Source organism: Stenotrophomonas sp. STEN022 (assembly GCF_056760155.1).
In genome coordinates, this window is sequence record NZ_JBRREG010000159.1 from 1 (window position 1) to 6,220 (window position 6,220).

At 62.4% G+C, this 6,220-nt stretch carries 4 protein-coding genes; 2 read left to right on the forward strand and 2 right to left on the reverse strand.

What is annotated here, in order from left to right:
* Positions 1–69 precede the first annotated feature (69 nt).
* Entirely contained in the window at positions 70–435 is a 366-nt protein-coding gene (gene queD, locus ACVOMF_RS20285) for a 6-carboxytetrahydropterin synthase QueD (protein WP_481510872.1), read from the reverse strand.
* A 184-nt stretch (positions 436–619) separates the two neighbouring features.
* On the opposite strand from queD, the gene ACVOMF_RS20290 reads away from it, so the two are divergent.
* Together ACVOMF_RS20290 and ACVOMF_RS20295 are read left to right on the forward strand one after the other, a co-directional pair.
* The gene (locus ACVOMF_RS20290) at positions 620–3,250 is read left to right on the forward strand and encodes a TonB-dependent receptor (RefSeq protein ID WP_481510873.1); all 2,631 of its coding nucleotides are present in this window, start codon (positions 620–622) and stop codon (positions 3,248–3,250) included.
* 162 nt (positions 3,251–3,412) lie between these two features.
* Complete coding sequence (locus tag ACVOMF_RS20295) at positions 3,413–5,989, forward strand: M14 family zinc carboxypeptidase (protein ID WP_481510874.1); 2,577 nt, start codon at positions 3,413–3,415, stop codon at positions 5,987–5,989.
* 4 nt (positions 5,990–5,993) lie between these two features.
* Here the strand turns inward: ACVOMF_RS20295 and ACVOMF_RS20300 are convergent.
* On the reverse strand, positions 5,994–6,220 hold a 227-nt coding region (locus ACVOMF_RS20300; protein ID WP_481510875.1), incomplete at its 5' end, for a hypothetical protein.

Below are 6,220 nucleotides of genomic sequence, written 5' to 3' on the forward strand. Positions count from 1 at the left end.
AGCCATGCTCGGCAGAGGCATTCCGGGTAAAGCCCTTGCCGAGCATGGCTCGGCACTACAGGGCCGCTATCAGGCGGCTATGTCGCCCTTGTAGCTGCAGCCGGAGGTGCAGGTTTCGTGCACGATTACTTCGCTGAGCAGCGGCAGTGCCGGCTTCAGCTTTTCCCAGATCCACATCGCCAGGCGTTCGCTGGTGGGGTTCTCCAGGCCAGGGATGTCGTTGAGGTAGTTGTGATCGAGCTGGTCGTAGAGCGGCTGGAAAGCGGCCTTCAGATCACTGAAGTCCATGATCCAACCGGTCTCCGGGCCGGGTTCGCCGCTGACCCGCAGTTCCACGCGGAACGAATGGCCGTGCAGGCGCGAGCACTTGTGGCCGACCGGGACGTTGGGCAGCCGGTGTGCGGCTTCGAGGGTGAAAACCTTGAAAATATCCATGGGCATAATTGTAGGGTGCCGCCGTCGCTGCGCGTATGCGCCTGTGTTGCCAGCCATATTTTCATATCCATCTTGATGAAGCGATGTAACGGATGGTTATGTGCGAATGCAACAAAGTGATTGGCCGGACATTTGGCTGTCATGAGGTACTGCACGGGTTGTCATTCACCTCTCCCCGGATTCCATGCCTACTCGTTCCTTGCTCGCCTTCGCGGTGGCCGCTGCCATCGTTGCTCCCTCCCTCGCCCTGGCCGAAACCGCTGCCGACGGCAGCAAGACCCTCGATGCGGTCCGTGTCACCGGCTCCAACATCAAGCGTACCGATACCGAGACCGCCAATCCGGTGCAGGTGATCGAACGCCAGCAACTGGAGCAGACCGGCAAGGCCAGTGTGGCTGACCTGCTGCGTTCGATCTCCGCCAACACCGGCAACGCCAGCAACGAAACCAGCAACAGCGGTTGGGCCTCGGGCTCGGCCGGCATCGGCCTGCGCGGCCTGTCGCAGAAGAACACGCTGGTGCTGCTCAATGGTCGCCGTCTGGCCAATTACGGCTTCCCGTCCGGCGGTTTGTCGGACACCTTCGTTGACCTCAACGCGCTTCCCCTCGTAGCGGTGAAACGCATCGAAGTGCTGAAGGATGGCGCCTCGGCGGTATACGGTTCCGATGCAGTCGCCGGCGTGGTCAACATCATCACCCGGCAGAATTTTGAAGGCGCCGAAGTCGGCGTCAGTGGCGGCACCTCCGAAGCCGGTGGGCTGGACCAGCAGAACCTCAAGTTCGTCGGCGGCATTGGGGACCTGGACCGCGATGGCTACAACATCCTGGTGTCGCTGGAAGGCTATAACCGCGACCGCCTGGACCAGGACCAGCGCGACCTGACCCGCTCGGGCATCTATACCGACAAGGCCGGAGGTCGCTGGAATGGTTGGTCGGCCAAGGGTGCGCGTTATCTGATTGGCGGCAAATCGGTGCCGATGCTCGACGCCGCGGGCAACTGCCCGGAAGGCACGGTGCTGACCGCAAGTGCACCGATCGACGGTTTGGCCGGTAACACCTGCGCCTTCAACCAGGCGCCGTATACCACGCTGATTCCCTCGACCAAGCGCTGGCAGGCCTATGTCAACGGCACGCTGCGCATCAACGATTCGGTGGAAGCCTTCGCCGATGTGATCTACAGCGACATCAAGGGTGTGTCGTGGTTCGGCTCAAGCCCGTTCTTTACCCTGGAAAGTGGCCGTTTCGCGCTCAACGCCGACTCCGGTCTGGCCGAGCCGGTGCGTTCGACCCTGCCGGCAGGAAATCCGTACAACCCGTACGGCGTGGACGTGCCGATCGAATACACCTTCTTCAACCTTGGCGGCACCATCAAGACCAATCGTTCGCGTTCCTATCGCGGCGTGCTTGGCCTGCGCGGGCAGACCGAGAAGTGGGATTGGGAAGTTGGTGCGTTCCAGGCCGCCAGCAAACAGCGCGAGACTGTCTCCGGCGGTTTTGCGAACCGCTGGGCCCTGTATGACGCACTGGCCAGCGGCAGCTACAACCTGCTCAATCCGTCAGCGACGGATCCGGCGGTGCTTGCTGCGATTGGCCTGAGCACGCTGCGCCCAGCCGAATCCGTGCTCAAGGGTGTCGATGCCAAGGTGTCCGGCACCCTGGGTGCAACCTGGGCGGGCGAGATTGGCTTTGCCGCCGGTGCCGAATGGCGTCAGGAGAAGCTCGATTCCAACAATCCCTGGCAGATCGATGCAGGCCTGCAGGTGCGTCCGGCAATTGCCGAAGTCCATGGTCAGCGCCAGGTCAGCGCGGCCTACGCGGAAGTAAGCGTGCCGCTGCATAGCACGCTGGAACTGCAGGCGGCAGCACGCGCTGATCATTACAGTGATTTCGGTAATGCGTTCTCGCCCAAGCTCGGCTTGCGTTGGCAGCCGCTGGATTGGTTGCTGGTGCGCGCTGCGGCCTCGCGCGGTTTCCGTGCGCCATCGTTGTCGGAGAACTCGGCGTCGACCAGCATCGCCTATGGCTCGGTGGTCGATCCGCATGATCCGGACGTAGCCGGCTCGCGGCAGAACCCGACCTTCTTCACCGTCGGCAACACCAACCTGGATCCGGAACGCACGCGCAGCTTCAATGCCGGCTTCGTGCTCTCCCCGTGGCAGAACACCAACCTCAGTGTCGATTACTATCGCATCAAGCTGGACAACCTGATCGGCACCGGCAACACCACAACGCTGGTGGCGGAGAACGACCCGGCCAATGTACTGCGCGATTCACGCGGCAAGTTGCTGGCGGTCTACAACCGCTACCAGAACCTGAGTGAGCTGGAGACCTCGGGCATCGACATCGAGCTGCGCCAGCGCTGGCAGACGGCCGCTGCGGGTGACTTCGGCCTGTCCTCGGCGCTGACCTATGTCATCGACTACAAGCGTCCGCAGGTGATTGGCGGGCCCTTGGTGGATTACGCCGGTTCCAACCTGGGCCCATCGTTGCCGGATACCAAGGCCACCACCACGCTGGATTGGGCTTTGGGTGATTGGCGCACCGCGCTGACCTGGTACTACACCAGCAGCTATGACCAGCAAGGCAGTGCTGCGGCCAAAGCCGTGCAGAAGCAGGTGGCCAGCTACAGCCAGTTCGATCTGTACCTGGGCTACACCGGCATCGACAAGCTGACCGTGTACGCAAAGGTGCAGAACATCGGTGACCGCCAGCCGCCGTACGACGCCACCTTCCCGGGTGTGCGCGCGCCGTACGACTTCAGCCAGTACGACCTGCGTGGACGCTACTACACGCTGGGTTTTGATTATCGCTTCTGATTGAAAGCCCCTCTCCCGTCGGGAGAGGGGTTGGGGCGAGGGCAGCTTCACGGCGCTGGAACATTATCGGGAAGGCGCCTGCCGAGCATGGCTCGGCACTACAGGTGGTGTTGCCAGCAAATAGTCGCAACAACGTTCATGCAATCGGGGAGTGCTACACCCATGTCGTTCCGCTTTTCACGTCTGCTGCCGGTCTTGTTGCTGGCAACGCTTGTCAGCCTGTCACCGGCCAATGCCCAGAACAGCTATTACTTCCCCACCGCGCAGCAGTTCGATGCGAAAGTGCCTTCACCGCAGCAGTTCCTCGGCTACGAAATCGGCAGTCATTACACCCGCCATGATCAGCTGGTGGCCTACTTCAACGAACTGGCGCGGGTCTCGGACAAGGTCAAGGTCGAAGTCATCGGTCAAAGTTACGAGCAGCGTCCGCTGGTGTTGGTGACCATCACCTCGGCACGCAACCACGCGCGCAGCGCCGAGATCGCCGCGCAACGGCAGGCGCTGATCGATCCCGCACAGCCATTGCCCGGCGCCGATGCACCGGCGGTGGCCTGGCTCGGTTACAGCGTGCACGGCAACGAAACCTCCGGCGGTGAAGCGGCGATGCTCACCGCTTACTACCTGGCCGCCAACCAGGACGCGGAAACCGCGCGCTGGCTGGATCAGGCTGTTGTGGTGATCGATCCTGCACAGAACCCGGATGGACGCGACCGTGCCGCCAACTGGCATAACGCCTGGGGTTCGCGTCCGCCATCTGCTGATCCGGCCGACAAGGAGCACGTCGAGCCGTTCCCGAGTGGTCGCGTCAATCACTACTTCACCGATCTCAACCGCGATTGGCTGGCGTTGGCGCAGACCGACAGCTGGCCGAAGGTTGCGCAGTTCCATCGCTGGTATCCGAATATCCAGATCGACTTCCATGAGATGGGCAAGGACAGCACGTATTACTTCGAGCCGTCACCAAAGAGCATGGAAAGCCCGCTGCTGCCCAAGTCTTCATACGAGGCGAACAAGTGGCTGGCACGTTTCCATGCCAAGGCCCTGGATGATCTTGGCTCGCTGTATTACACCGGCGAGAACTTCGACAACTTCTCGCCGATCTATGGTTCGACCTATCCGGACTTCCATGGTGCGGTTGGCGTGACGGTGGAGCAGGCAAGTTCGCGCGGTCTGGTACAGGAGTCGGTGAATGGCCCGCTGCATTTCAACTTCACCGTCCGCAACCAGGTAGCTACCGGCCTGGCCAGCGTGCGTGGCGTAGTGGAAGACCGTGATCGCCTGTTCGCGCTGCAGAAGGAGTTTTTCCGCAGCGCCTTGAAGCAGGCAGCTGCCTATCCGGTGCACGACTGGGTGTTTGGTGATGCCGCTGATGCCACGCTGACCCGCAAGCTGCTGGCGGTACTGTTGCAGCATCGCATCGAGGTGCATGCGCTGGCGCGCGATGTGGACGTGGATGGCAAACGCTTCCAGGCCGGTTCGGCCTACGTGGTGCCGGCGCGGCAGCCGCAGTTCCGCCTCGCCCATTCGATCTTCGAGTTCACCCCGCCGGTGAAGGGCGATGTGTTCTATAGCGGCACTTCGTATGCAGTGGCTCCGGCGTATGGCCTGCGCTATGCAGGTAGTCGTGGTGCCTTGCCGAGCGGTGCGGCGGTGGATGCGGTGCCGACGGCGCAGGGCGGTATCAGCGGAGGCCGTGCGGGTTTTGCCTATGTGGCCGATGCACGTGACTTTGGCAGCTTCCGCCTGCTGGGCGGGCTGCTGCGCGACAACGTGCGTGTGCGCACCGCGCACCAGCCGTTCACTGCGGCTACGGCGAACGGCGATGTGGCGTTCGGTCATGGTGCGGTGGTGATTCCGGTTGCGGGCCAGGCCGTGGACGCCGAATCGTTGCAGGCCAAGGTGCTGGCACGTGCGCAGGAAGCCGGTGTCACGGTTTACGCCTTGGCCAGTGGTCGCGCTGCCAGCGGTATCGACCTGGGCAGCGACAATGTGCGCGTGCTGCGCACGCCAAGCATTGCCCTGGTGATGGGCGAGGGTGTGTCCGCCACCGAGATTGGTTCGACCTGGTTCTCGCTGGATACTTCGCTGGGCTTGCCGTCGACCAAGCTTGATCCTGTGCAGCTGGCCAGCGTTGATCTGGCGCGCTACACCTCGATCGTGCTGTCCGGCGGTACCTACGCAAACGTCAGTGATGCCGGTGTGGCTGCGCTCAAGCGTTGGATTGCCGCCGGTGGTTCGCTGGTGGTGTATGGCAGCGGCGCGCGCTGGGCGATCGACAAAGGTCTTGCCGAAGCCAAGCTTCGCGAAGGCGACAAGAAGGATGAGGCGGAGCGGTTGGATTTCGGCACGGTGCGTGATGTGTTCGCGCTGGGCCGGGTCAGCGGCAACATCCTGAGCGCTGATATCGACCCGACTCATCCGCTGGGTTTTGGTGTGCAGCAGCGGCGCATCTGGGTCAACAAGGAAGGCGGGTTGGTGTTCGAGCCGGTGAAGAACGCCTTCCTCAACGTGGTGAACATCGACCGCGAGCCGGTGGTGAATGGCTATCTGTCCGATGCGAATCGTGCGCGGGTGTCGGGTTCGAGCTATCTGCAGGTGGTGCCGAGCGGGAATGGCAATGTGGTGTTGTTTGCCGATGATCCGGCGCATCGCAAGTATTGGCATGGCACCGAGCGTTTGCTGCTCAATGCCCTGCTGCAGGCGAACCACTTGAGCACACCGCGCCAGCGCGGGGAGTAAGGCTTTAGCCCCTCTCCCGTTTACGGGAGAGGGGTTGGGGTGAGGGGGCGGTGCGCAGCACCGTGCAGTTCTGCTTTGCCTCGGGCTTGTAGCTGGTATCGCCGAAGGCAAAAGCCGCCCTCATCCGCCCCTGCGGGGCACCTTCTCCCGTAAACGGGAGAAGGGATTTGCCAAAGCCAAAGCCAAAGCCAAAGCCAAAGCCAAAGCCAAAGCCAAAGCCAAAGCCAAAGC

Excerpts from the sequence above, each read along its gene's own strand:
- ACVOMF_RS20295 (WP_481510874.1), top strand. The coding sequence starts at position 3,413 with ATGTCGTTCCGCTTTTCACGTCTGCTGCCGGTCTTGTTGCTGGCAACG.
- ACVOMF_RS20290 (WP_481510873.1), top strand. The coding sequence starts at position 620 with ATGCCTACTCGTTCCTTGCTCGCCTTCGCGGTGGCCGCTGCCATCGTT.
- queD (WP_481510872.1), bottom strand. The coding sequence starts at position 435 with ATGGATATTTTCAAGGTTTTCACCCTCGAAGCCGCACACCGGCTGCCC.